This is a genomic window from Agarivorans sp. QJM3NY_30, from assembly GCF_050870855.2.
Classification (GTDB): Bacteria; Pseudomonadota; Gammaproteobacteria; order Enterobacterales; family Celerinatantimonadaceae; genus Agarivorans.
Genome location: NZ_CP194038.2, coordinates 2,036,484 through 2,060,956, shown reverse-complemented (window position 1 = coordinate 2,060,956; position 24,473 = coordinate 2,036,484). Strand labels below are relative to the sequence as shown.

At 43.5% G+C, this 24,473-nt stretch carries 20 protein-coding genes; 9 read left to right on the top strand and 11 right to left on the bottom strand.

Translation table 11 applies throughout. The features are described from left to right. Positions 1 to 127: 127 nt before the first annotated feature. The 3 genes from ACRRSX_RS09500 to ACRRSX_RS09490 all read left to right on the top strand — a co-directional run bounded on the left by ACRRSX_RS09500 (position 128) and on the right by ACRRSX_RS09490 (position 4,343). A complete protein-coding gene (locus tag ACRRSX_RS09500; protein WP_432453445.1) occupies positions 128 to 592 on the top strand; it encodes a hypothetical protein in 465 nt (154 codons plus the stop codon). Continuing rightward, complete coding sequence (locus ACRRSX_RS09495; RefSeq protein WP_432453446.1) at positions 561 to 1,766, top strand: hypothetical protein; 1,206 nt, start codon at positions 561 to 563, stop codon at positions 1,764 to 1,766. The genes ACRRSX_RS09500 and ACRRSX_RS09495 overlap by 32 nt, the downstream gene beginning before the upstream one ends. A gap of 78 nt (positions 1,767 to 1,844) precedes the next feature. Further along, positions 1,845 to 4,343, top strand: a complete 2,499-nt coding sequence (locus tag ACRRSX_RS09490; protein ID WP_432453447.1) for a putative bifunctional diguanylate cyclase/phosphodiesterase — start codon at positions 1,845 to 1,847, stop codon at positions 4,341 to 4,343. A gap of 67 nt (positions 4,344 to 4,410) precedes the next feature. On the opposite strand, the gene aspS is transcribed toward ACRRSX_RS09490, so the two are convergent. Next, on the bottom strand, positions 4,411 to 6,171 hold the full coding sequence (aspS, locus tag ACRRSX_RS09485; protein WP_432453448.1) for an aspartate--tRNA ligase: 1,761 nt from the start codon (positions 6,169 to 6,171) through the stop codon (positions 4,411 to 4,413). Between the two features lie 251 nt (positions 6,172 to 6,422). On the opposite strand from aspS, the gene cmoA reads away from it, so the two are divergent. Beyond that, positions 6,423 to 7,151, top strand: coding sequence for a carboxy-S-adenosyl-L-methionine synthase CmoA (gene cmoA, locus ACRRSX_RS09480; RefSeq protein WP_432453449.1), 729 nt, complete (start codon positions 6,423 to 6,425; stop codon positions 7,149 to 7,151). A 33-nt stretch (positions 7,152 to 7,184) separates the two neighbouring features. On the opposite strand, the gene ACRRSX_RS09475 is transcribed toward cmoA, so the two are convergent. Then, entirely contained in the window at positions 7,185 to 7,604 is a 420-nt protein-coding gene (locus ACRRSX_RS09475; RefSeq protein ID WP_432453450.1) for an HIT family protein, read from the bottom strand. Positions 7,605 to 7,882: 278 nt separating this feature from the next. After that, positions 7,883 to 9,748, bottom strand: a complete 1,866-nt coding sequence (locus ACRRSX_RS09470) for a methyl-accepting chemotaxis protein (protein ID WP_432453451.1) — start codon at positions 9,746 to 9,748, stop codon at positions 7,883 to 7,885. 78 nt (positions 9,749 to 9,826) lie between these two features. Here ACRRSX_RS09470 and ACRRSX_RS09465 point away from each other — a divergent pair, with 78 nt between their 5' ends. The 5 genes from ACRRSX_RS09465 (at position 9,827) to ACRRSX_RS09445 (ending at position 14,966) form a co-directional block, all read left to right on the top strand. Continuing rightward, entirely contained in the window at positions 9,827 to 10,594 is a 768-nt protein-coding gene (locus ACRRSX_RS09465) for a hypothetical protein (protein WP_432453452.1), read from the top strand. A 124-nt stretch (positions 10,595 to 10,718) separates the two neighbouring features. Then, positions 10,719 to 11,693, top strand: a complete 975-nt coding sequence (gene cmoB / locus ACRRSX_RS09460) for a tRNA 5-methoxyuridine(34)/uridine 5-oxyacetic acid(34) synthase CmoB (RefSeq protein WP_432453453.1) — start codon at positions 10,719 to 10,721, stop codon at positions 11,691 to 11,693. A 71-nt stretch (positions 11,694 to 11,764) separates the two neighbouring features. Next, the gene (locus ACRRSX_RS09455; RefSeq protein ID WP_432453454.1) at positions 11,765 to 12,481 is read left to right on the top strand and encodes an ATP-dependent zinc protease family protein; all 717 of its coding nucleotides are present in this window, start codon (positions 11,765 to 11,767) and stop codon (positions 12,479 to 12,481) included. 5 nt (positions 12,482 to 12,486) lie between these two features. Then, on the top strand, positions 12,487 to 14,010 hold the full coding sequence (locus ACRRSX_RS09450) for an inactive transglutaminase family protein (protein WP_432453455.1): 1,524 nt from the start codon (positions 12,487 to 12,489) through the stop codon (positions 14,008 to 14,010). Beyond that, positions 14,010 to 14,966: an alpha-L-glutamate ligase-like protein gene (locus ACRRSX_RS09445; RefSeq protein WP_432453456.1), complete on the top strand. Its 957-nt coding sequence runs from the start codon at positions 14,010 to 14,012 to the stop codon at positions 14,964 to 14,966. Before ACRRSX_RS09450 ends, ACRRSX_RS09445 begins: the two co-directional genes overlap by 1 nt. Positions 14,967 to 15,052: 86 nt before the next feature. On the opposite strand, the gene purF is transcribed toward ACRRSX_RS09445, so the two are convergent. The 8 genes from purF to ACRRSX_RS09405 all read right to left on the bottom strand — a co-directional run bounded on the left by purF (position 15,053) and on the right by ACRRSX_RS09405 (position 24,461). Continuing rightward, positions 15,053 to 16,576 (bottom strand): amidophosphoribosyltransferase, encoded by a 1,524-nt coding sequence (purF, locus tag ACRRSX_RS09440; protein ID WP_432453457.1) that lies wholly within the window; start codon positions 16,574 to 16,576, stop codon positions 15,053 to 15,055. Positions 16,577 to 16,590: 14 nt separating this feature from the next. Next, entirely contained in the window at positions 16,591 to 17,082 is a 492-nt protein-coding gene (locus ACRRSX_RS09435) for a CvpA family protein (protein WP_432453458.1), read from the bottom strand. 76 nt (positions 17,083 to 17,158) lie between these two features. Next, positions 17,159 to 17,692, bottom strand: coding sequence for an SPOR domain-containing protein (locus tag ACRRSX_RS09430; RefSeq protein WP_432453459.1), 534 nt, complete (start codon positions 17,690 to 17,692; stop codon positions 17,159 to 17,161). 13 nt (positions 17,693 to 17,705) lie between these two features. Next, entirely contained in the window at positions 17,706 to 18,968 is a 1,263-nt protein-coding gene (gene folC, locus ACRRSX_RS09425) for a bifunctional tetrahydrofolate synthase/dihydrofolate synthase (protein ID WP_432453460.1), read from the bottom strand. 1 nt (position 18,969) lies between these two features. After that, entirely contained in the window at positions 18,970 to 19,908 is a 939-nt protein-coding gene (accD, locus tag ACRRSX_RS09420) for an acetyl-CoA carboxylase, carboxyltransferase subunit beta (protein WP_432453461.1), read from the bottom strand. Positions 19,909 to 20,039: 131 nt separating this feature from the next. Next, positions 20,040 to 20,828, bottom strand: a complete 789-nt coding sequence (truA, locus tag ACRRSX_RS09415) for a tRNA pseudouridine(38-40) synthase TruA (protein ID WP_432453462.1) — start codon at positions 20,826 to 20,828, stop codon at positions 20,040 to 20,042. Positions 20,829 to 20,998: 170 nt separating this feature from the next. Further along, positions 20,999 to 23,266 carry a FimV/HubP family polar landmark protein gene (locus tag ACRRSX_RS09410; RefSeq protein ID WP_432453463.1) on the bottom strand — a complete coding sequence of 756 codons (2,268 nt, stop codon included), beginning with the start codon at positions 23,264 to 23,266 and terminating at the stop codon, positions 20,999 to 21,001. Between the two features lie 184 nt (positions 23,267 to 23,450). Further along, positions 23,451 to 24,461 carry an Asd/ArgC dimerization domain-containing protein gene (locus ACRRSX_RS09405; protein WP_432453464.1) on the bottom strand — a complete coding sequence of 337 codons (1,011 nt, stop codon included), beginning with the start codon at positions 24,459 to 24,461 and terminating at the stop codon, positions 23,451 to 23,453. Between the last annotated feature and the right edge of the window lie 12 nt (positions 24,462 to 24,473).

Below are 24,473 nucleotides of genomic sequence, written 5' to 3'. Positions count from 1 at the left end.
ATAGTCTCGGTTCTACTGTTCATTTGTGAGCCATAAACAACTATTTATCACTAAAGTTAACGAGCTGATAAAATCAGCCTATATTTGTATAGATGAATAAATTATCAATAGTATTCCATGGAAGGTTATGACAGCAATTTGTTGGCCACTTATCAGTCTGCTCATGAGACATATATGGGTAGCAACAAGAACAATGGTGTTCTGTAGCTTATTCAGTTTAAGCTTCGCCATTGATGCCCAAACTTGGATTGTGAGTAATCCCAGTCATCAAACAGAAGTGACGCCTAAGAGCATTCGTTCAATTTTCTCCTTACGTCAAAAAAATTGGTCCAATGGACGAGCTATTCAAGTCGTGGTTATGGAAAACAACAGCGACTTACACAAAGACTTTTGTTTAGATGCCCTTAAATTATTTCCTTATCAATTAAGCCGTATCTGGGAGAGACAAATTTATACAGGTACCGCCATCGCCCCCATCGTTGTATCTACCGAGCATGACATGTTAAATATGATTAAGCTAAATCCTAATGCCATTGGGTATGCCAGCCAAGAGGTGGAAAATGAAGAACTTCATTCTTTTAATCTTGACTAGCTTACTAACCTTACTTCCTGTTTCTTTCGCACAAGCGAAAATATACTGGGGGGGGTTTATCTCTGCCAGTTATATCGATGTAAGTGCAAATAATTACTATGGCTATAATTCCGGTGATAGTGGCCCTCTATATGAGGCCGGTTTACATGGCTATTGGTACATCGATCCTCGTTGGTCGCTGTCAGGTTTATTGATTGCTCGTGAGAGTGGGGATTGGTTTGAAACAGGCCTTGCAATCGATTACCTTAGCCTAAACTATCAACCACAAACCAGCGAAGACTGGGCTCTGGCATTTAAGTTAGGACGCTTTAAGCTCGCCAATGGCATTTACGGTGCAACTCGCGATGTTCCGTTTACCCGACCAAGTATTATCTTGCCATTTTCTGTTTATCCGCATGTTTTTAAAGAACAAAGCTTACGTGCAGATGGACTCCGTATGGATATCGATTATTTCAGCCCTTCTGGGCAACAATACAATTTTGCTGCATCAATTGGCAAAGAAGCCTTCGATGAAAGCTTTAGCCGACGTTTTTTTGGGCGAAGTCAAGAAGGTAAATTCACCGCCGATTGGAACACATCACTGCATTTATCCATCCAACCTAATGCCAATTGGTCCGTGGCCTTCGACTATCGACGCTTAAAAACTCAACTTATCGATGCGATTAACCTTGCCATCCCAATTCCTCCTAATGGTGAATTAGTTTATGCACCCTTTGATTTTTTTATCGACCTTGACCAGTACATACTCTCTTTACAGTATGCTCAAAAAAAATATGAACTCACGGCTGAATACAGCCTACGTCGAGGTGGTACCTATGCAAAAGGGAAAAATGCTATGGCCCAAGGCTTAGCGTCTAATTTTGACGGCAGTATCGATATGAATACCTATTATCTTCAAGGTATTTACATGTTGACTCCTCAATGGAGCCTGTTTGCACGCTACGATAATAGCCATTTTGTTGATGCGGATATCACTCCTAACCTAAGGGATATCGATGATTTAGCCCTCGGAGCTAGCTGGAATTTTCATCAGCATTTCCAACTAAAAATAGAACACCACTGGCTCACGGGAACCTCCATGATCCCCCCAGTTAACGATCTAAATTCAAACGCAGTCAACAACCCAGAACGTTATTGGCGCTTATTCGCGATACAACTTAGTTATCGTTTTTGACAATTAACTCTATGCTTAATAAATTAAAGTGGCGACTGTTTTACCACGCAGTAAAAATAATAAACATCGGGATGGTCAATGAAGCTCCGTAAATTCCCATTAATTGATATTAAAAATCGCTATATCAGTGTAAGACTGAAACTAACCTTGATATGGGTATTAGCTGCTGGCGTAGTCGTCTCTATCTTTGGCTTGACAGCCATGGAGCACAACAAACATCAACAAACTCAATTAAAACAAAGTTATCTTGATAACTATGCATTGGAATTTAAAGACCAAATTGACCGCTTAAGTGACAGCATCACCTACATTTTTGAAACCCAAACCTTGTTTAGCAAGGCTGAGAATATGGTTCAGTTGGATCACTATTTAAGCCAACAATTACCTGAATTACAGTGGCTACTTCCCATTGTAAATGGTTGCACCGTATACGATCTCGACAATTATTCTTGTAGCTTGCCAGAAATAATGCCACCTAAAAGCTTACTCGAACAGGTCACAATACACACGAAACCGATGAAATTACTCGAATGTGAAGAACGATGTTTTCTCTGGGTTTCACTCCCGGTGCGAACTCGCAGTGCTGAACTAGGGGTTCTGGCATTTCAATTAGAATTGGCCGATGCACTCATCAATGTAACTCAACTCGATGACATAGAATTGGCGATCGTTGATGTTGACCGACCGATCTACAAAAGCGTGCTACTCGCAACCAATACTCAAGTACTGAGTCAAAAATGGTTTGACAGTGCAATAGAATACCGTAACCACGATGATTTAACCTTTATGGTTGAAGACAAAACCATTGTCGGCAAACTTTACTCAATCCAAGACAGTGCTTCGAATAGTCTAAAACTAGTGGTACTTAAAGATTGGAGTGAGCAAGTCTCTCAGCTCACCGACTTCCGCAATAAACTCGCACTGCTATTGCTGTTTACCATGCTTTTAAGTATCTCCATAGGCTTACTGCTGATGCGCCGTCCCGTCAAAAGTTTACGTTACCATACCACTCACTTACCGAGCATATTGGAAGGCAAGGGATACCAGCCACAAAAGCATATCCACCTATTCAATGATGAGTTTGATGCCTTAGATTCGATCTCTATTCAGCTAGCCAATAGCTTTACTGAAATGCGAACCAACATTGCTGCGAATACAAAAGTGCTCGAAAAAATGGCAATGGAAGATCCATTGACCGAATTACCGAATCGCAGTGCCTTCTTACAACACTTAACCAAGGCCCTAAAAAACGCTGAACAAAAAGACGAAGAGCTCTGCCTCATCTATATAGACCTCGACAACTTTAAAACAATTAACGACACACTCGGCCACGACTTTGGCGATTTGCTTTTAATTCAAGTCGCTAAACGGATCTTACGTTTAAGTCAATTTGCCTCCAACACCTTTCGCCTTGGTGGTGATGAATTCACCCTCTTAGTCAATCAACAGGATAAAGACAGTGTATTAGGTTACGCCTATAGCTTGGCGCGAGAAATATCTCGGGATATTACAATTTCCGGAGTGTCGATGCGGGTCACCCTCAGTATTGGGATCGCGACTGCGAAACAGGCCGAGTATGAGCCACAGTTGTTGGTAAAATATGCTGACCTAGCCATGTACTCTTCCAAACGAAAGGGCCGCAATTGCTGTACTCACTTTGATATCGAATTAGCACGCAACAACGACATGGTGTTCACCATTGAAAACCAATTTCAAAATGCAATGAGTAACAATGAACTGGAACTGTTCTTGCAGCCTCAAGTATCGATGCAACAACAGAAAATAACTGGTTTTGAATTGCTACTTCGCTGGAATCACCCGACCCAAGGTTTAATGAACCCAGGCCAGTTCTTAGATATTGTCGAATCCGGTCGTCACATCCTGCCTCTGGGCTATTGGGTCATCGATAAATCTTTGGCACTGTTAGAAGAATTCAATGCTCTTGGTTACCAAGGCCTCACCGTTGCTTTTAACATTAGCGGCCACCAGTTTGAAGACAAACTCTTTGCTCAAAAACTAATTAGTAAATATAGGACCATTAGTCCTGGAAATAACTTACTAGAACTGGAAATTACCGAGAGTGTCGCGGTACAAAACTATCCCCAAGTAAAAAATCAACTCAAGGAGATTCGAGGCGCTGGCATTAGAGTTGCCTTCGATGATTTTGGTAAAGGCTTCACCTCACTCAGTTATTTAAGTAATCTAGCCTGTGACAAAATAAAATTCGACCGAGAATTTGGTCATAATGCGATCACTTCCATACCGACTCAGAATATCGTACTCAGTATGCGTAAATTAATGTACACCTTAAATTACGAGATATTAGTGGAAGGAGTGGAAACCATAGAGCATGCCAATTGGCTAATCAAGAATGGTTTTGACAAAGTTCAAGGCTATTTATTTGGTCGACCGCAAACCAAGGAGGCAGCCCTTGCCTTTTATCAAGCTTGCTGCGATAAAGGCGGCCTGTTAGATAAAGACGGTAAACTGATAAAGCTTTACCCCGTAATTGAACTACCGAAGCCAGCTGACCCACCGCAAAGAAACCTATCACCATCATCAATCAACAAAAGCTGAAAAATAAATACTGACAAAAAAACGACGAGCTTAGCTCGCCGTTGATACATAAAACCGCACCACTCTGCTAAGCGGGTTTGTTGATACTCAAAGCCAACTCAGCCAAAGCCAATGGGTTAGCGGCACTCGGAGCACTAGTGAGAGGGCATGCCGCAGTCGTGGTCTTTGGAAATGCCATAACATCACGGATCGAACTGGCTCCTGTCATCAACATCAACAAACGATCCAAACCAAAAGCTAAGCCAGCATGCGGTGGAGCGCCGTATTGTAACGCTTCTAATAAGAAGCCAAATTTTTCTTGGGCCTCTTCATCGCTTATGCCTAACACCTTGAAGGCCGCTGCTTGCATATCCTGTTTATGAATACGAACACTACCGCCGCCAAGTTCACAACCATTGAGCACCATATCATAAGCGTTCGATAATACACCCGCTGGGCTTTGGGCCAGCTGTTCAGCACTCACGCCTACAACAGGCGCGGTAAACGGGTGATGAATCGCATGGAATTGACCGTCAACTTCTTCAAACATTGGGAAATCGACCACCCATAGCGGTTTCCATTGATCACTGACTAGACCTAAATCTTCGCCAACTTTAAGACGCAAAGCCCCCATCGCCTCGGAAACAATGGTTGCCTTATCAGCACCAAATAAGATTAAATCGCCATCTTGTGCCTTACAGCGCTCAACAATGGCCTTGGCAACATCTTCCGTTAAAAACTTAAGGATCGGTGATTGCAAACCCCCGATACCAGCAGCAAGATCATTAACCTTCATCCACGCTAAGCCTTTCGCGCCGTAGATCCCAACATACTTACCATAATCATCAATTTGCTTACGTGAGAGCGAAGCGCCTCCCGGGACTCGTAATACCGCAACTCGACCTTTTTCATCATTTGCGGGGCCAGAAAATACTTTAAACTCAACCTCTTGTAGTAAGTCAGCTACATCAACCAGTTGCATCGGATTACGTAAATCAGGTTTATCTGAGCCGTATAAACGCATCGCTTCGGCATAGGTCATCTTTGGAAACTTACCGAGATCGACACCTAACATCGCAATAAATAATTCACGGACCATTTGCTCCGTAACCGCCATAACTTCATCCGAAGTCATAAATGAAGTCTCGATATCAATCTGGGTGAATTCAGGTTGGCGGTCAGCGCGTAAATCTTCATCGCGGAAACATTTAACGATTTGATAATAACGATCCATGCCGGACATCATCAGTAATTGCTTAAAGATTTGCGGAGACTGAGGCAACGCAAAAAACTGTCCTTTATGAGTTCGACTGGGAACCAAGTAATCACGCGCACCTTCAGGCGTAGCTTTAGTCAAAATAGGGGTTTCAATGTCTAAGAAGCCATGCTCTTCCATGAAGCGACGCACAAAACCGGTGACTTTTGCACGGAACATCATCCGTTGAGTCATCTCTGGACGACGTAAATCCAAGTAACGATATTTAAGACGTTGTTCTTCTGAATTATCTTGATTACTATCCAGAGGTAATGGCGCAGAACGGTTTAATACTTCTAACTCCAAACCTAACAATTCTATTTCACCAGTTGTCATATCTGGATTAATTTGGCTATTAGGGCGAGCACGAACACGACCTTTTAAACGCACACAAAACTCATTCCGCAAGCTATTCGCTGTATCGAACACCGCAGCACGATCTGGATCAAAGACGACTTGTACAATGCCTTCTCGGTCGCGCAAATCAATAAAGATAACACCACCCAAATCACGACGACGGTTAACCCAACCGACTAAATTTATTTCTTGTTCAACTAACTCTTTGGTGACTTGTCCACAGTAAACAGTGCGCATTTGGCCTTTCCCGTTTTACGTTTTAAAAATTCAGCGAGTATTCTACTCCAATAACAGCTACAAAATTAACTGTCACCGAGAGAAAAGGCGATAGTATAAAGGAAATCTGCCGTAAATAAGAATAGATAGACCGTAATAAATCTTTACTAAAAGCTATATTTGACAAAGACAAGCCACGATTAGCTGGTTACAATGCGCGCCAAGTGATGCTTTAAGCCATCTTTTCATTATTACTGGTACGAGAAGCCGCCATGCAAGGCAAAGATAAACTATTTTCACAACCCATAACCCAACTTGGAGAATTTCGCTTCGACGAACAAGTCGCTGAAGTTTTCCCTGATATGATCCAACGCTCGGTACCGGGTTACAGCAACATTATCTCAACCATAGGCCACCTCTGTGGTCAATTTCATCAAGCCAATAGCAATATCTATGATCTAGGCTGTTCGTTGGGGGCGGCTAGCCTGGCGATGCGGCGTGCCGTGACGCAAAAAAATGTAAATATTATCGCAGTAGACAACTCACCAGCAATGGTCGAACGCTGCCAGAAACACTTAGATGCATTTCGCGCCGAGACTTCGGTCAGTGTTATCTGTGAAGACATCAACGATGTTGAGATCAGCAACGCATCAATGGTAGTGCTTAACTTCACCCTGCAATTTATTGCGCCCGAGCAACGTTTAACGCTGCTCAAAAAAATTTATCAAGGTATGCTGAAAGGTGGTTTATTGGTACTGAGTGAAAAGTTTCTTTTTGCGGAGCCAGCAGTACAAGAACTAATTAGCGAATTACACATAGATTTTAAACGCGCAAATGGCTACAGCGAGTTAGAAATTAGCCAAAAGCGCAGTTCTTTAGACAATGTCTTAGTCCCTGATACCATTGCTCAACACAAACAACGCTTTAAAGACGCAGGCTTTAGTGCCAGTGAGTTGTGGTTCCAATGTTTTAACTTTGGTTCTTTAGTCGCGATTAAATAGGCGAGCGTCACCCGCCCGCTCCCTCTCATACTATTAATTGGCGAGCAAAGCCGCAATTTTTTCCGCAATAGGTTTAAGAGTGTCACTATCAACCACCGTTCGTGCGTGACTACGTGCCGCCGAGAGTGAGCCAGGAATAATATGAAAATGTAAATGCGGCACAGTCTGCCCTGCTGCCTCTCCATTAAACTGGACGAGGCTGATGCCTTCAGCCTGCATCACTTGCTTAACCGCCGAGGCTACTTTTTTAACTGTTTTGATGGTCGCAGCAGCGCCTTCATCTGAAAGCTCAAACAGTGTTTCTGCGGACTCTTTAGGTAATACTAATGTGTGTCCGTCGGCTTGTGGCATGATATCCATAAATGCCAAAGTATGTTGGTCTTCGTAGACTTTTAAACAATCCATTTCTCCGCGAATTATTTTCGCAAAAATATTATTATCGTCGTAACTCATCAACTCGATTCCTTAAAATTTTTGTCACATTATTACTGCTTGCTAGCAAGTGCATTATGACACAGCCACTAAGAGCAATACCAAATTCATCAGTGAACAATTCATTTCAACGAGTAAAAAATATTCGCACCACAGCTGGTTTGGCCTTTAACGCAAGGAAGAATGACAACAATTGACCATCAACGTTCTACAGACGCAAAGGGTCACATGATCAATAAAAAAACCGACGCATTGATCGGTTTTTCATCAGCATTCATACTCAATAAGCCACTATAAGCTTAGATTTTGAAAGCACTCACTTCTTTGTGCAACTTGTCGGCAATAGCATCCAACTCTGTCGCACGTTTAGAGCTTCCGGAAGCTTGTTCGGCTAACTCAAGGGAAGCATCTTGGATCCCTTGAGTATTTCGCCCAACTTCTTCAGTAACCGCCCGCTGCTCTTCGGCAGCACTAGAAATCTGGGTCGCCATATCACTAATATGAGTAATCGAGCTGGTGATATTTTCTAGCATTTCTGCAGCTTTGGTTGCTTCCTCAACACTAATTCTGACTAACTGCTGACTTTCGTCCATGGTTTGTACGGTGCTTTGGGTGTTACTTTGTAAACGCTCCAACATCGCTTTAATTTCTTCAGTAGAGCTTTGAGTTCGTTGAGATAGATGACGAACTTCATCAGCAACAACCGCAAATCCTCGACCTTGCTCACCGGCTCGCGCGGCTTCGATAGCAGCATTCAACGCAAGTAAGTTGGTTTGCTCGGCAATACCTTGGATCGTGGTTAAAATATCACTAATTTCTTTGGTGTTTCGTTCCAACTCTTGAACGGTATCTGCAGCACCATCCAACTGCCCAGCCAAACTATTGACTTGCTGCTGATTACGACCGATCAAAACTTTACCTTGTGCACAAGAATCGGCTGATTGTCGAGCCGCTTCGGCCGTTTGCTCCGCATTATTTGCCACTTCATTGGCCGTCGCAGCCATCTCGTTGACCGCAGTAGCCACTTGGGTCACCTCACCCTGCTGACGCTCAATTTGGGTATTCGACTCAGCGGTTGACTTACTGGTTAAGGCCGCTGCTCGTTGCAGATGATCAGCGTCCTCAGAAATCTCTATCATTAAGTCATGTAACTGCTCAATGAACCGATCAACGCCCTCGGCAAGTGCACCAATTTCATCACTACGTTGTAAGTTAATACGCTTGGTTAAATCACCATCGCCAGAAGAAAGATCTTGGATAGCGTCCCCGAGGACTTGGATTGGCTTCAACATGACGGTAATTACCTTAAACATAACCAAAGCCACAAGGACAAATAAAACCACTGCAAATATGACCGAACTTTTCACCATATCGACAACTGGCGCCATCGCTTGCTGTTTATCATAAACAAATAATAAGTACCAATCGGTGCCACTAATTGTCGTCACACTAACAAAACTGTCTTTCCCATTAACCTGCAACTCGCTCATGTGCGCATTACGTGCTTCCTGAGCCAAAAAGTTCGCATTCATATCTGCAGAAAGTTCTGAGACATTCTTAAGAACCAAGTTTTTATCCGAATGAATAATGATTGAGCCTTGGGTATTCACAATGACCGGATAAACTTGTTTATTAGCTAAATTAAGCACTCGCTGAGTGACCACATCTAAACTCAAGTCGCCCGCATATACCCCCCCAGCGACTCTCTGAGCAACCGAGATCACCATCGTCCCCGAAGTGACATCAACATAAGGTTCAGAAATATATGATCCGTTACTCTGCGCACCTTTATACCAAGGTCTGGTACGAGGATCGTAACCCTCGGGTAAAGTGTCATTCGGGTCATTCATCGTCATTTCACCTTGCTCACTGCCAAAGTAAAAATATAGGAAATCACCACTTTGCTTCGCTTGAACCAAATAGGACAAAAACTCTTTAGAACTCGGTTTGACCGACATCGCTTTCGCAACCGCCAATTTAGAGTCAAACCATAAGCTCACTTGGTCACTGGCAGCCTGAGCCAACTGCTTGGCATCACTCGCAATATCGGCTCGAGTTTCCTCTGATAAATTTCTAGCCTGAAACCAAGCTTGAAAACCACTTAATACCGCTAGTAATATCAGCACCGTTAATATCAGGCGCTGCTTAATTGACAAATTACCCATTATTGTTTTTCCTTTTACGAACCTAGCAGTCTTATCTATAGAATGAACATATAAAGCCAACAACCAAGAGGCAAATTTATGTTAATGTTGGTCTTTACTTACGTTTACAAATTATCTCGATTTATGAATAACTTTAGCAGAAAACTACTTTTAACAGCCCTGATTTGCTGTATTTCTCCTGTTGGAGCGGCCGTAGAAATAAGTCACTTAGACTACGACTCGTTACTGACAAATGACTGCTCTCGTGCCGCCATAACAATCAGTAGTACTTACGAGTCGCAGTTACAACAATTGAGAAATGAAAATACCGAAACAAAAGCCTTAATCGATGACAGCACCTTGGTCAATCGTTTTCCCCAGCTAAGTATCGACGGACAAAGCAAAACCTATAACGATTTCTTATTACCAAATAAAAACATCAGCCAAAACAATACAAAATCACCGAATACCAGACTCAGTTATTTTTGGCAAACTAGCGATTTTGAATGGTTTACAGCCTATCGCTCCAATCAGAGTTCATTATCTCCTCGTCCTTACCTGGCTTTAATGCGAATTAATAAACAAACTTGGGCTAGTGCGAGCGCCTTGTTAAGTCATCCACAACAGCTCACAACCCTATTGATGGATGATTTTATTCAACAACGCAGTCCGCTCTTGTTATTTGTGTCCAGTGAACAAGCATTTAGGCAATCCGACTTGGCTCGGCTCAAAGCCCAGCACTTTAAAGTACATCAATTTGGACAACAGCTGATTGCGAGTAAGGATATCCCAGTGTGTGATAGCGGCTATATCGGAGATCAAAAATCAAATCGATTGGCTTGGATTAAAATAGACTTAGCGCAATAAACAAACAAAGATTGATAAAAACCATAAATCATCGACTTTTATAGGCTCAATTCTCGCCCGATTGAGCTAAAACTTGCTATAATTACCGACTAAATAATTAAGCAGTATCAAGCCTTTGTCCTCCATGATAGATTTTTCTGACTTCTACCAAATTATCGCTAAAAACCGCCTCAAGCATTGGTTATATACGCTCCCTGCCCAGTTAGGTGATTGGCAAAATGAACATGCCCACGGCGATTTTCCTCGCTGGCAGCGAGTACTCAATAAGCTCCCGACATTAACCAGCTCTGATATTGATCTAACAAGCCAAGTCAGTATCGGTAAAGCAGAAGATATCCAACCGGGCGAACGAAAAAAAATTGAGAGTCTATTACGCCACTTTCATCCTTGGCGCAAAGGACCCTTCAATATCTACGGTATTCATATTGACACCGAATGGCGCTCAGACTGGAAATGGGAACGTCTGCGCAAGCACATATCCCCGCTTCAGCACCGCTATGTTCTCGATGTAGGCTGCGGCAGTGGCTACCACATGTGGCGAATGTTGGGGGATGGCGCTGAATTTGTCGTTGGGATCGACCCTTCGACTTTATTTTTGATGCAATTTGAAGCCATTCGTAATTTTGCCAACCGCGATCAACGCATTCACCTGCTGCCATTGGGGATCCAAGAGCTACCTAAATTAAAGGCCTTCGATACTGTATTCTCGATGGGAGTACTCTACCACCGTCGTTCGCCAATGGATCATCTAATCCAGCTGAAAGAACAACTCCAACCTGGAGGAGAGTTAGTTCTTGAAACCTTGGTGATCGATGGTGATGAACAACAAGTGCTAGTTCCCGCCGGTCGTTATGGCAAGATGCCGAATGTTTGGTTTTTACCGAGTACTGCTGCATTAAAACTTTGGTTGGAAAAAGTCGGCTTTGTCGACGTGCGTATTGTCGATATCGACATCACCTCCACCGATGAGCAACGCAGCACACCTTGGATGACTCATGAGTCTTTAAACGACTACCTAGACCCAAGCGACAAAACGAGAACAGTGGAAGGCTTACCAGCCCCCAAACGTGCTGTTTTAATTGCCATTAATCCAGACTAATAACAGCTGTTAGACTATGCTAAAAGCAATAATTAGACTGTCATTTTTACTTTATTCGACGGATTCAAACTATGAAAAAGCTTTCCGTAATTTCATTTTCACTCGCTCTCACCGCTTGTGCGATTCAGCAACCGAACCAACAAGCTGAACAACTAACACAACAGTTAAGCCAGCTCAGTCAGCAACAAACCACGATATTAAGCCAATGTGAAGCCATCAATGGTCAATTGTTGAAGCAAGAGCAACATTTTAAACAACTCGAACAAAAAGTTTCCGAGATCACCCCCGCTCCGGTAATTATCAGCGAACCCCAAACAAAACCAAGTTGCAGCAATATCAGTCGCTACCAACTGGGTAATAAAACTGTAATCGGTGAAACAGAATGGGTCAGCCTCGAGCATCAAAAAATGGCCTTTCAAGCGCGGATCGACACTGGCGCTGCAACTTCCTCTCTCAATGCTGTCGATATCGTAAAATTTGAACGTGATGGGAAAAACTGGGTTCGTTTCAACCTTCGCCATGACACAATTAAACAAGATATCATGATTGAGCGTCCAGTAATTAGAACTGCAGAAGTGATTCAATCGTCCAGCAATAGCGCTGAGAAACGCCCCGTTGTATCGATGTTAGTCAAACTGGGGCCAATTTCCGAAAAAGTGCAGTTTACCCTAAGCGATCGCTCTCATCTAAGTTATCCGGTATTACTTGGACGAAGCTTCTTGAAAGACATTTCAGTCGTTGATATCAGTCACAAGTTTAGCCAGCCAAAGCCGACTTTTAAGGATTAACTTACATGAGTTCTCGTCATATTTTTTACCTCATCGTCACTCTGTGTATGCTGCTAGGGATCAGCATGACCTTCTATCGACATATCAGCTTTGAAGTACCTTGGTTTCCAGGAGAGAAACGCCAAATATGGTCAATTGAAGCAAAGGTTGAGTTTGATGCTAAAGGCGATAGCGTTGAAGCCGTACTAGCCCTACCTCAAACTCAGCAAGGTTACACTCGGATCCATGAATCAACGGCTTCATTAGCTTACGGCTTGTCTTTTGTGAATGAGCAAAACAACCCTCGCGCGATCTGGACCAAGCGACAAGCCAACGGTCATCAAGAAATGTATTACAAAGTAGACTTCTTAGTGGATCCAAAGGCTGGTGATACCTACCAAAGTCAAATGCCCGAGACTCTATTTACCGAGTATCCCGAACCCTACTTTACCGCGGCTAACCATTTAGCAAAGCAGGCAAAAGAAGTCTCTGCAGATGCTTATAGCTTTGCACGAGAACTCATCAAAGCGCTGACTATCGACGCAGCCAGTAGCAACCAAAATACTGGCCTCATCTTAGATTACAAACCCAAAAATCGCCTAATTGTAGATTTGTTAAATAATGCCGATGTCCCTGCACGAATTGTAAGGGGCTTGCATCTCGAAGATGGGCGACGCAGGCAAACAATTACCGAATACATCCAGGTATTTAAAGACGAAAATAATTGGCAAATATTCGACTTAAACACTGGGACCCAAGGTCGTCCCGAGAATACTTTATTGTGGGAGTATAACGGTAACAGCTTACTAGAAGTCATCGGAGCGCAAAATTCGCGGGTCAGCTTTTCGATGTTGCTGGTTGAACAAAGCGCTCAATCTGCAGTTGCACCGAAAATTAGCGAGGCTGATTTCCTTAATTTCTCTATCGACAGCTTACCCTTGGAAGAACAAGCCCTATTTAAGGGGATTTTATTAATCCCAATTGGGGTGCTGATTGTGGTATTGCTTCGAGTTTTAGTCGGTTTAAAGACCTCGGGTACTTTTATGCCCGTACTGATTGCAATGGCCTTTATGCAAACCTCATTAATCACCGGTTTAATCGGCTTTTTATTGGTAGTTGGGACTGGTTTAATCATCCGCGGGTATTTATCTCACCTTAACCTACTGCTGGTCTCGCGAATATCGGCGGTCATTATTACCGTGATTGGTATTATTTCAATATTTAGTGTGATTAGTTTTAAAGTTGGATTGACCGAAGGTTTAAAAATCACCTTCTTCCCAATGATTATTTTATCTTGGACGATTGAACGGATGTCGGTGTTATGGGAAGAAGAAGGTCCTAAAGAAGTTGTACTACAAGGCGGTGGGAGCTTATTAGTTGCGGTACTCGCGTTCCTAGCAATGAACAACGAATATGTACGCCACTTAACCTTTAACTTCATGGGTATTCAATTTATCGTTCTTGGCATTATCCTCATTTTAGGAAATTACACTGGATATCGCTTATTGGAATTACGTCGCTTCAAACCATTGGCTGATAGGGAGGACTGATGTTTAATCAATTTTGCAGTCCATTTGCCCTTGCTCGTAAAGGTATTATGGGCATGAACCAGCGAAATACCGGATATATTAGCCGTTATAATCCACGTAAACTTTTTCCGCTGGTGGACAACAAACTTAAGACCAAAATTATCGCTCAGCGGGATAACGTCACCATCCCTGCTCTGATTGGTGTAGTACGTACCCAACATGATATTCGCTCCATTATTCCGATGTTACGCAAACACTCAGGATTTGTCATCAAGCCTGCTAAAGGCTCTGGTGGCAAAGGTATTTTGGTGATCACCAAACAAAAATCTGGGGTGTTTTATAAGCCCAGTGGAGCTCCTAGCCATGATGAAGATATAAAACGACACTGCTCAAACATCCTGGCAGGCTTATTTTCCTTAGGAGGTAGCCCAGATGTAGCGGTAATTGAAGCCTTAATCGAGTTTGATTCCTGTTTTGAAGGCTTTAGTTTTGAAGGCGTCCCCGATGTACGAGTCATCGTTTTTCAGGGCTACCCTGTGATGGCTATGATGCGCCTATCAACTGCCGCTTCCGATGGCAAAGCCAACTTACACCAAGGTGCCGTAGGCGTCGGTATCGATATAGGCAGCGGTCGCGCCTTGCACGCAGTACAGTTTGATCGCCCAGTCGAAGTCCACCCCGATACCGATCGGCCCTTAAAAGAGCTGATAGTTCCTCATTGGCAACGCTTGCTAGAACTGGCATCCAGCTGCTACGAAATGTCTGGAATGGGTTACTTGGGAACGGATATGGTTCTAGATAAGTCTGATGGACCGATGTTGCTCGAGCTGAATGCTCGCCCAGGCTTAGCCATCCAAATCGCCAACGGTGAAGGCATTTTACCTCGTTTGAAGCTGGTTGAAGAACAAGCCAAACAAGGTCTCAAACGTTCCGCCATAGAACGTGTTGAATTTAGTAAACAGCATTTCTCGCGCTAAGTTTATTTAATACCTGTACTTAAAAAAAGCACCAAACAAGGTGCTTTTTTTATCACAGTAGCAATCAACAGCTGTTTCCAGTCTGCTTAACTATCTTCGTTATGGATTTCTAAGCTAACGACATCTTCTTCTGCTTGTAACGCTTTAGAGTCGTTATTTCGTAGCTGATCGAGGTAATTCAAATAGTCTTGGTCAATATCATTGGTGACGTACTTACCATTAAATACCGAGGTCTCAAAATTATGAATTTCAGGATTACTTTGTCGACAGGCTTCAATTAAGTCATCGAGATCTTGGAAGATGAGCCCATCAGCCCCTATTAGCTGACAAATTTCATCAACTTCACGTCCATGGGCCACCAACTCATTAGCCGAAGGCATATCAATCCCATAAACGTTAGGGAAGCGGATCTCTGGTGAGGCTGATGCAAAATACACCTTATTCGCGCCAGCTTCTCGGGCCATTTCGATAATTTGCTCCGAGGTTGTACCACGCACGATCGAGTCATCAACCAACAATACGTTTTTACCTTTAAATTCCACGTCAATTGCGTTGAGCTTGCGACGTACCGATTTACGACGCTGAACTTGGCCTGGCATAATAAAAGTACGACCAATATAGCGGTTTTTTACAAAACCTTGACGATAAGGGAGATTTAAATGCATCGCAATCTGCAAGGCGGTATCACAAGAAGTTTCAGGGATTGGGATCACCACATCGATATCCAAATCGTCCCACTCTCGGCTAATTTTTTCTCCCAACTTAGTTCCCATGTTCACTCGAGCACCATAAACTGAGATTTTATCAATCGTCGAATCTGGTCGCGCAAAATAGACATATTCAAAAATACAAGGATTGTAGCTAGGGTTCTCTGCACATTGCTGAGTATAGAGTTGACCCGCTTCGGTTACATACAGCGCTTCACCAGGAGCGACACTACGGACAAACTCAAAACCCACAGCATCTAGAGCAACACTCTCAGATGCAACCATATATTCCATCTTATTTGCATCAACATCACTAACTTTTTGACCCAAGACCAAAGGGCGGATCCCATGAGGATCACGAAAAGCGACCATACCCTGACCGATAATTAAGGCCGCAACCGCATATGCACCACGGACTTTCTTGTGTACTGCACTAATGGCTCGAAAAACTTGTTTTTCACAAAGTTCGTCTTGAACGATGTTGTCTAACTCATGGGCCAACACATTTAACAATACTTCAGAATCCGAAGTCGTATTAATATGGCGACGCGCACTTTGTGCCATTTCTTCTCGTAACTCTTTGGCGTTGGTTAAATTACCATTATGCGCTAAGGCTAAGCCAAAAGGAGAGTTCACATAAAATGGCTGAGCTTCTGCAGCACTAGAACTACCCGCAGTTGGATAACGCACGTGACCAATACCCAAATTACCGCGTAAACGCTGCATATGTTTGACTTCAAACACATCTCTGACCAATCCGTTGGCTTTACGTTGCTTAAACATTCCTTCGGTAATCGTCACAATCCCCGCGGCGTCTTGACCTCGATGTTGTAACACGGTTAGTGCATCGTAAATGGCTTGGTTAACGGGACTAGCACCGACAATACCGACAATACCACACATGAAGCTTTTCCTTATTAAGATTGGTAGTTATGCAAAAAACTAGAAGAATCTTTTAAAAATTCAAAAAACCATTGAACAATCACGGTGAACTCAGGGATCAATATTGAGCCCTTCCACCAAAGTGATTCTGGAAATCCGGTAAACGACAACACAAAGAGCAAAGCGCTTACCACCAAAACACCGCGAATTGCACCAAAACAAATACCCAAGACCCTATCGGTCCCAGTTAGTCCGGTGGAAGTGACGAGATGACTGAATAAGTAATTCACTAATGCGCCAAGCACTAAGGTGGCCACGAATAGCAAAACAATGGCTAAACCACTGCGATAATAGGGGTTTTCGATAAGCGTGAAATAACTAGATAAATCATGATAAAACTGACTGGCGATAAAAAACGCAGCGACCCAAGAAACTAAGGAAAGCGCTTCCTTGATAAAGCCACGAACCAAGCTGATTAATGCTGATAATACTATTACGCCAAGAATGACGTAGTCTACCCAAGTCATAAATTTTCTACTTGTTGAAAAACGCTGCGAATTCTACCAGAAACAAAAACAAATGCGTCTATGTATTTTTTTATCTTCATTTAAATAAAGGGTCAAACTGGCGAATTGAACCACTCAAGCCCGTCAGCTCTTTCAATTTTTTTTGTTGCTGCGCCAAGGTCGGTTTCGACACGTTGGGTCCAACAAATACCCGATTCAACTCCCCTTCAACCGCTGGCTCCGGGAAAGAATGAGCCTGAAAACCTGCATCGCGTAACTTAGTCACTAAACGCAGCACGTTTTGGGCATTCTTAAAAGTACCTAGCTGAACAATATAGGCTGGTTTTTCAAATTTAACCTTAGGGACAACTTCACTAACAGAAGGTTTATCTGTGACTTGTTGTTCCCTAGATTTAGCCTCTATCTGGTCAGACGATTCGACTAAGGTTTGCTCATTCTCGAGTTCAATAAGCAACGGCGGCAAAGAGTTTACGGTCGGCGCAAAGGGGATCGCATTAAACTCTTCCTCTACCCTCGTTTTTTTCCCATCAAGAATATCAGGAATTATGATCACCCCCAAAGCTACCAAAATAATGGTGCCCACGAGGCGATTCTTAAACTGTGCAGTCAAAATAGACTCTCTGCTAAGTAGGGGCTGAAGAGAATTCTAATACCTCTGCAACCGTAAAAAAAGAACCAAATACAATTAACATTGAGTGTTCATCCAAACTGCGCCGAGCAGACTGGTAAGCTTCGGTCAGCGATGTAAAGCGCTGCTGCTTAATTGGAGGCGCTAAGCATGCTGCCAAACTCGTACCATCATCGCCTCGAGCACCTTCCAGACCACTGATATACCAGCATTCAACCAAACTTAACAAAGGTGCTACCGATGCAGCAATATCCTTATCAGAAAGCATCGCGCATAAAGCGAACACCTTACGACCCTGCGCCAATTTAGGTAACTGTGATGCTAAATAAGTGGCCGACTGGGGATTATGGGCGACATCTGCAACAATCAGAGGCTGTTGCGAAATCGTTTGTAAACGCCCCGCTAAACGCCACTCACTAATCGCCTGCTGAATAAGCAAGGGGTCGATATTTAAGCCCAGCTGTTCAAGAACTGCCAACACCGTCGCCGCATTGCTTAAAGGTAGCAATGGATAAGGTAGCTCCTGATAACAAAGTGTCTCTCCTTGATAACTCCAACTATTAGCGGACTTCACGACATGATATTCTCGACCCGCAGCCAACTGCTGGCAGTTGAGCGATTCAGAACATTGCAATACACTACTGACGATATCTTCATCACCGATCACCACCTTCCCTTTTGGGCGGAAGATCCCAGCCTTTTCTCGACCAATCTGGGCTAAATCATCACCTAGCCAATCAATATGATCCATTGCCACTGTGGTTACAACACTCACATCGGGCTCAACAATATTCGTCGCATCTAAACGCCCTCCCAATCCAACCTCTAGGATCAAATAATCGAGTTGAGACTGAGCCAATAACCACACTGCGGCCAAGGTACCAAATTCAAAATAACTTAAACTAGTATCACCTCGTAACTGCTCAATGGCAGCGAAGGAGCGACAAAATACTTCGGCCTCGGGTGAGTTGCCATTAATTCGAACCCGTTCTCGATAATCAATAATATGTGGAGAACTATAAACCCCAACTCGAAAACCCTGAGACAACAATATTTGTTCTAACAACGCACAACTGGAGCCTTTCCCATTCGTCCCCGCAACTGTGATAACCGTCGCATTGACGTGACACAAACCACCCTGTTTAGCGACTTTTTCAACTCGCTCCAAGCCCAAGTCAATGGCACTATGGTGCTGATTTTCCAAATAACAAAGCCAGTCTGCAAGAGACCGGCTTGATGGTTCAGTTGTAACTGGCATATTAATCTTTTTCGTTGGCCGGTTCGGCAAACACGGCGTCTTCATTGGCTTCGATGGTGTCGATGACCACTTCAACAGCCACCTCATTTTCTACGATCCCCATCATTTTAGAAGCCATGCTCGCGATTCGGTCCCGCATATTCCGCCGATCAATAATAATATCGATGGCTCCTTTCTCGAGCAGGAACTCACTGCGTTGGAAACCTTCGGGTAATTTTTCTCGAACAGTTTGTTCAATCACTCGAGGCCCAGCGAAGCCAATTAAGGCTTTAGGCTCAGCAATGTTAATATCACCTAACATCGCAAAACTTGCTGAGACGCCGCCCATGGTAGGGTCGGTGAGCACCGAAAAATAAGGTAAACCTTGTTCTCTCATTTTTGCTAAGGCAGCTGCAGTTTTTGCCATTTGCATCAGCGAAAACAACGCTTCTTGCATCCTAGCGCCACCGCTTGCTGAAAAGCAAATTAAAGCGCGGTTTTCCGCTAAACATTTATCTACCGCGACAACAAAGCGAGCGCCCACCACAGACCCCATAGAACCGCCCATAAATGCAAATTCAAATGCACAGGCCACGACCGGTAAACCTTTGAGTTCACCCTTGATAACCACCAAAGCATCCGTTTCATCAGTATTACGCTGTGCGGCAACTAAGCGGTCTTTATACTTTTTGCTATCTCTAAACTTTAATTTATCACGCGGCTCTAAATCAGCCCCTAATTCTTCGCGGCCATCTTTATCTAAAAATGCGTCTAGACGCTCACGCGCTCCAATCCGCATGTGATGATCACATTTAGGGCATACATTATGGTTACGTTCAACCTCTGCACGGTACAAAGTTTGCTCACATGAAGCACACTTTGTCCATACACCTTCTGGTATGTTACGTCGCTTACCAGAAGCACTTTTACTCTTAGGAAGAATTTTCTCTAACCAACTCATCGGGAACCTTACTTCTCAATAGGCGCTAAACGCCGAAAATACAGAATGCATCGAATGGCCGCAATTAAACCACAATTAGCCACAATGTTTTACTTAAAACTGGTCTAACCCTTCATCACGTTACATTTTTTTTAACTTGCTGGCAAAAACAACGGCCCCATTGCTTGTTCCGGTAAATTAAATTGCTGCGGATAATCAACCTTTACCAGGTATAGGCCCGCAGCTTTCGCGGTTGCAGCAGCTTGTGCTCGATCCTTCAGGGCCAACAATTCAGCGATCCATTCAATGGGACGTTCTTTTTGCCCGACTTTGAGTAAGCTACCCACGATATTGCGCACCATATGATGCACAAAGGCATTCGCTTTAATGTCTACGACAACATAATCGTTATACCGGGTCACCTTCAAGTGCTCCAAGCGACGACAGGGGCTACGACTTTGACATTGTAGCGCACGAAATGAAGTAAAGTCTTGCTCACCCAATAATGCTTGTCCAGCCTGCTCCATTAATTCTACATCTAAAGGATGATGGTAGAAACTCAACCCTTGGGACAACACCGCAGGGCGATAACGACTATTATAAATAACATACCGATAACGCCTAGCCGTTGCGCTAAAGCGAGCATGAAATTCATCACTCACAGGCTGGGCCCAACGTACCGCAATATTTTTAGGTAAATTGGCATTAACACCTAGGGTCCATGCAGCCATCTTTCGCTCAACAGGCGAATCAAAGTGAACCACCTGCCCCGTGGCATGCACGCCAGCATCGGTACGTCCTGCACACTGTACTCCAATACTCGTATTTGCCACGACCGATAAGCTGGCTTCCAATTCTTGTTGAATTGATTTTACTTCTCGTTGGCGCTGCCAACCAAAATAACCGGCACCATCATATTCGATGCCCAGAGCAATGCGCATAATTTTCCACTAGTAATAACTTTAGCCGCATATAATAAAAAAATGACTGAATAAAGTCACCGCTTATTCAACGTTAAGGGGGATAGCGACAATATGCTGTAAATATCGAGCCGGACGGGTCGGAACAGAATTGAACCAACAATGGTATAAAACCATTGTTGGTCTTAATGCTAACTAAAACGAGCGAGTAAGTCTTCGGCTTCCTTTTTCAGTGACTGATCATCACTGACCATGACTTCCTGTAAAATCTTTTTCGCACCATCTTGATCATCAATTTCTAAATAGGCTCTCGCCAAATCTAACTTCGAAGCAAGTTCTGCATTAATATCAACATCAGTCTTATCATCCTGCGGTAAGACGTCTGGGAAAGAGTCTAATTCCAGATCTAAACTTGGCTTATCGTAGGGATCATTATCATCACCCTCCTGCTCATCGGCATCATTTAGCAACATGTCGATATCCACAAACTCGCGTGCTTCGATTTCGCTACGGGAGGGAAGCTCACTATCCGTTGGTTCCGCATCTTGCTTAAAGATATCTTCACCAAAATCAGCAAACATCCCATCGATATCGTCATCAGCATCCATAGCCTGCTCAGGCTCAGCTGAAACCTCTGACACCGCAGCAATGTCAACGACGTTGTTCTCAAGCTCTAAGTTAGCTAAATCGACGTCTAATGGCGCTTCTGGTTGGCTTGCTTCAGCAAACTGGTTACTATCGTTCTCATCTTCGATAGTCGGATCTGCTAATTCTATATCTGCCAAGCCGACTTGATCATCATCTAAATCAAAGTCGACCAACTCAGATTCCAGCTCTGTAGCGAGCGGCGTTTCAGTTTCAGTTTCAGTTTCAGTTTCAAACTCATCTTCCGATCCAACTTCAGCTTCCGGAGACTCTTCCTGAATTTCAGGCGCTGCAGTGCTCGCCTGCTCGGTTAGCTCGTCATTAACCAAGTCTTCTGATAAATCAATATTATCGAGGTCTATTTTATCTTGATCGCTAACCTCTGAAAGTTCCGCCTCCATTGCTTGCTGCTGCTTTAACGCATCTTCAAAAGATATCTCTTCAGATTCATCGAGTGGCTCGCTTTTGGCAACATCAAATAGATCTTCATCATCGTCCAAAGCTAAAGCCGCGGCTAAATCATCGGCACTAATGATCGAATCGGCGTCCTCCTCTGGCTCTGATGTATTTAGCGGGGCATCAGTATCATCAGGCACCAAATCATCCATCTCAAAATCATCTAAAGCTGACATTTCGCTTTCATCAAGCGCTATCTCATCTTCTAAATTCTGCTGAGTGGATGCAAAATCTTCAAAACTAGCTTCCTCTGTTTCTGGCTCTAAATCATCCGAGTCTTCGTCGGCGACCAATGTTGCGTCTTCAACACTTAAATCGGGTTCTTCAGCAAAGTCACTCGCAAATTCATCTGAGGATTCATCTTCAGGATCTAGATTTTCACTAAATAACTTAGAAAATTCATCTTCTTCATCCATTAACGAAATCGTCGACTCAGCCATTTCCTTATCTTGCTCTTCCAACTCTCGTTTAGCCTTACGCCGAAGCACTAAGGTGATCACTAAAGCAATGAGCAAAATAGGGATAAAGACAACTAAGCCAATATTCAGCGGCGAGGAGAAAAACTCAGACATCCAGGAGGTTTCCGGTTGGTTCTCGAGAACATCAACTTTGGGCTTTTCTAATAATTGTAATATTTGCGTCTGATTCTTACGGTTTTCATTTAATTCTTCACGGATACCAGCCAATTCATCGCTTAACTCTTGGATGCGCATCTTCATCCGATGATTGACTTCAGCCAAACCCATCATTTGTTGGCTAGACTCATCCATTTGCTGTTTTAATACATCAAATTCTTGACGTTTCAGTTGTTCTAACTCGTCGATACGAGTTTCTAACTTGTCACGCAAGGAATCTAAATTGTGCTCTGTTTGCTCTAAAGCCGCTGCATTAACCTTTACTGACTCGGCCATTACAGGTTTTTCAACCGCTGAACTAGCTGTAGGATTGGTAACAACAGTCTTTTTGACAGGTTTCGGTTTAGGTTTTGGCGCTAATGCATTCACCGCCATTTGATGGTTAACAGACTCCACCTCTGCCGCAACAGGCAAGGTTAAGAAGCTACCATTAATAATCGAATCTATATTACCGTTATTGAAGGCTTGTGGGTTTTTTTTCAAGATCGCGTACATCATCTGATATACGCTGACTGAGCGGGAGGGCCGGTTTAGGCTGGCAATCGCCCATAAGGTATCGTTGCTGCGTACTGGGCCATAAATTTGCGGCTCAGGCTCTCCAACGACTTCGTCGGGGCCAACTAACTCGACATAAAAGGTTCCATTGTCTTCGGCAATGGCAGGTCTTAATACCATCAGTGATAAAACGGCTGACAATGCAACGAGGGAAATCTTCCGCCCCATAGTATTTCCTTGTGTTCATCCTTTAGACTGAATAACTCAATCCTTGTTATCTCTTTAATATAACCAGCTAACAAAAGCTGATCTAGCTAAACAGCTAACAGTTTACGCCTAGATCCCATTTTACTGCGCTTTTCCTCAACTAGAGTTATCGGCGCAGTGTCAATAATCTAAACCGCTTACTCAATTAAATATATTGTTTTATCAAGGTTTCGCCGATCTGCGCAGCATTCTTCACCACCCCCGCTAATGGATTATTAGCCATCAAGCAAAGATTCAAGCCACGTTCATCACTCAAATTCTGCCTTAAACGGCTAATCGAGATGGTATCGCTATTCGCAATATTGCTAACGGGGGTCACCAATTCGTTTTCTATCAATTCAAAAGCGGAGTGTTGCTCCAAGTATTCACAAATAGTCAGTCTATCTAAAGCATAAGTCGCATATAGATGCACAGACAAGCTATCACCATAAAATACTGGAACATGCATAGCACTAACATTGATACTTAATTCAGGGGCTTGCAACAGATAGCGACATTGCAAACTTAACTCAGCTTCAAACTCACTGCTCCCCTGTAGCAGCTCATTTCCTTGTTCAGGTAGCATATTAAAGGCTAATTGCTGAGGGAAAAGCTTGGCTTCTACAGGAAGACCATTTAACAAACGCGCTGTTTGTCCCGCTAACTCATCAACCCCCGCTTTGCCTTTGTTGGCCGCACTAAGCAGCGCGTTCACTTCGACCCGCTCAAGCTCGACATCTTGCTGAATGATATGCAACAACAAAGACAGCTGTCCGGCCAAACTAGAAGGACAAGACAACCAACGCTCGGTGACCCCCTCAGCAATATGTTCGGGGTTAAGGTCTGCATGAACCCAAGTCGCAGTTTCAGGTTTCGCGTCAACCATATCAATCACGATACAACCCAACTGACAGGCTTGTTCAGCCAGATCGAGAGCGGATTCCTGATTAGACATTAACCAAGCAATACTCAATTCTGACCAATTCACTAATTGCGGATCAGCCGCATCTATTGACTGCCCTTGCCACTTTAACTGGCGATCTTCTTCGACTTCAGCTTCTACATTGATGGGAAAAAGCTGCGCCAGAGGAAACTCACGTTGTTCAAGCTCACTCAACAAATGTTGGCTTAACTCACTTTCGGCGCCAATAATGGCGACATTATGAAACTGTTGCATCTATTTTTTCTC